The organism is Mesorhizobium sp. M2A.F.Ca.ET.039.01.1.1, from assembly GCF_003998035.1.
Taxonomy (GTDB): Bacteria; Pseudomonadota; Alphaproteobacteria; order Rhizobiales; family Rhizobiaceae; genus Mesorhizobium.
Map to the genome: position 1 here is coordinate 1 of NZ_RZRY01000955.1, position 1,955 is coordinate 1,955.

Below are 1,955 nucleotides of genomic sequence, written 5' to 3' on the forward strand. Positions count from 1 at the left end.
CATTGGGATAGCGCAACCCGCCGACATTGATGACGCGGTTGTCGTCGCCGATAACCAGCGAGTTTTCGAGCGACGAGCCGAGCGCGTAGCCGGCGGCCCAAAGCCTCTCGACATCCTTCATGAAGCCGAAGGTGCGGGCACGCGCGATGTCGCGGCGGAAGATGTCGGGGTTGATATCGGAGGCGAATTGCTGGCGGCCGATGGCCGGGCTTTCGAAATCGATCTCGACCTCGAACCGCGTGCCGTCATAGGGGCGGAATTCCGCCCAGGACGCGCCGGCTTCCACGCGCACCGGCTTGACGACGCGGATATAGCGGCGCTTCACTGCCAGCGTCTCGATACCCGCCTGGTCGAAGGCTTCGACGAACGCCATGGCGCTGCCGTCGAGTATCGGAACTTCCGAGCCGTCGATCTCGATGATGAGATTGTCGATGCCGAGGCCGAACACCGTCGCCATCAGATGCTCGACGGTGCCGATATGTGCGCCGGCCGGATCGCCAAGCATGGTGCAAAGATCGGTGGCCCCGACTTCCGCAACCAGGGCGCGGAGCTCACGGGTTTCGCCGCCGTTCGAAAGATGGAAGACAATACCCGTATCGGCGTCGGCCGGCAGGAAATGAACGGTGACGGTCTTGCCGCTATGGACGCCGATGCCAGTCAGCGTCGCGCGCGATTTCACTGTGGTCTGATAGTCGTGCAAGAGTAACCCCATACGCCCAAATGCCTGCGTCCGCTCCATCGGCCTTGGGTATCTTGCAGCCAGTTGAACGGTCTGGCGCTCGCATCGAATGCGGCAAAATAAGCAAGAGCTGCGGCTCTGTGTGATCGGCAGGCAGGGCTACTCCCCGAATCCCGGCAAACCGACTTTAGTCCGAGCGGAAGATAATGGCCCGCCCTGGAGACTCCAAATCACGGTTTCTTACCCCGTGTAACCACGGGATCGTGTTAAAAATAGATCGTAAGCGATTGTTTTTAATATATTTTGCAAAAGCAACGGGCAGACGATTTCTCGTCTGCCTGTTAACAACCGTTATATATCGTTACGATCGGCGGTGCGCCGTATCGCTCAGTTGGCCTGGCGGCGCAGGAAGGCCGGGATTTCCAGCTGATCATCTTCCTGGACCGTGCGGGCCTGCGGTGTCAGCCGGCCCTGGTCGTCGAGCTGGCCGCGGCGCGGCGCGTAGAGCGCAGGATCCTGGCTGGCGAGGCGGCGCATCTCGGGCGCTGCCTGGCGCAGCTTCGGTTCGCGCGGCTGCGCCGGCTGGAGCCGGGCCGGCTCTTCCTCGCGGCGGGTCAGGCCGTTGGTCAGCCGCTTGATCAGCCCCATCGGACCGCTGTTCTCATGGTCCGCCGGGCGGGTCTTGGCTTCGACCTCAGCCCTCACCACCGGCGGGAAATCCTCCACGCGCGGCATACGCTGCGGAGCGGCGGCCACCGGCTGCGGCATCTCGCGCTGCGGCGCGGGCTGCTGCATGACCTGCGGCTGCATCACCGGCTGAGGCTGCGGTTGCGGCTGGGCTGGCGGAGCCTGGAAGATCTTGCTCTGCGGCCGGAAGTCGTCGATCGGCGCGGGGCGCGGCTGCGCCATGGCGGCTGCGTTTGCCTCGGCAAGCTGGATCGCCTCGGCGACCGGGTCGACCGCGCGCGGCTCGTAGGCCTGCGGCTGGACCGGAGCGGGGCGGATTTCGGCGACCGGAGCCGCCGCCGGGCGAGCGGCCGGCTTCTGCGGCGCGCGGATCGAGATCGGCGCCGCGGCGATTTCGGCGGCCGACTTGTCGATGCCGGTGGCGACGACCGACACGCGGATCACGCCTTCCAGCTCCTCGTCGAAGGTGGCGCCCAGGATAATGTTGGCGTCCTGGTCAACCTCCTCGCGGATGCGGGTCGCGGCCTCGTCCACCTCGAACAGCGTGAGGTCGCGGCCGCCGGTGATCGAGATCAGCAGGCCCTTGGCG

General features: G+C 65.4%; 1 protein-coding gene and 1 pseudogene. Both read right to left on the reverse strand.

Annotated elements, in window-relative coordinates:
* Nucleotides 1-712 (reverse strand): UDP-3-O-acyl-N-acetylglucosamine deacetylase (lpxC, locus tag EOA24_RS36030; RefSeq protein WP_127410709.1); only part of this gene is annotated, 712 nt, incomplete at its 3' end.
* A 354-nt stretch (nt 713-1,066) separates the two neighbouring features.
* Nucleotides 1,067-1,955 (reverse strand): annotated as a pseudogene (locus tag EOA24_RS36035) (cell division protein FtsZ); the annotation flags it as partial.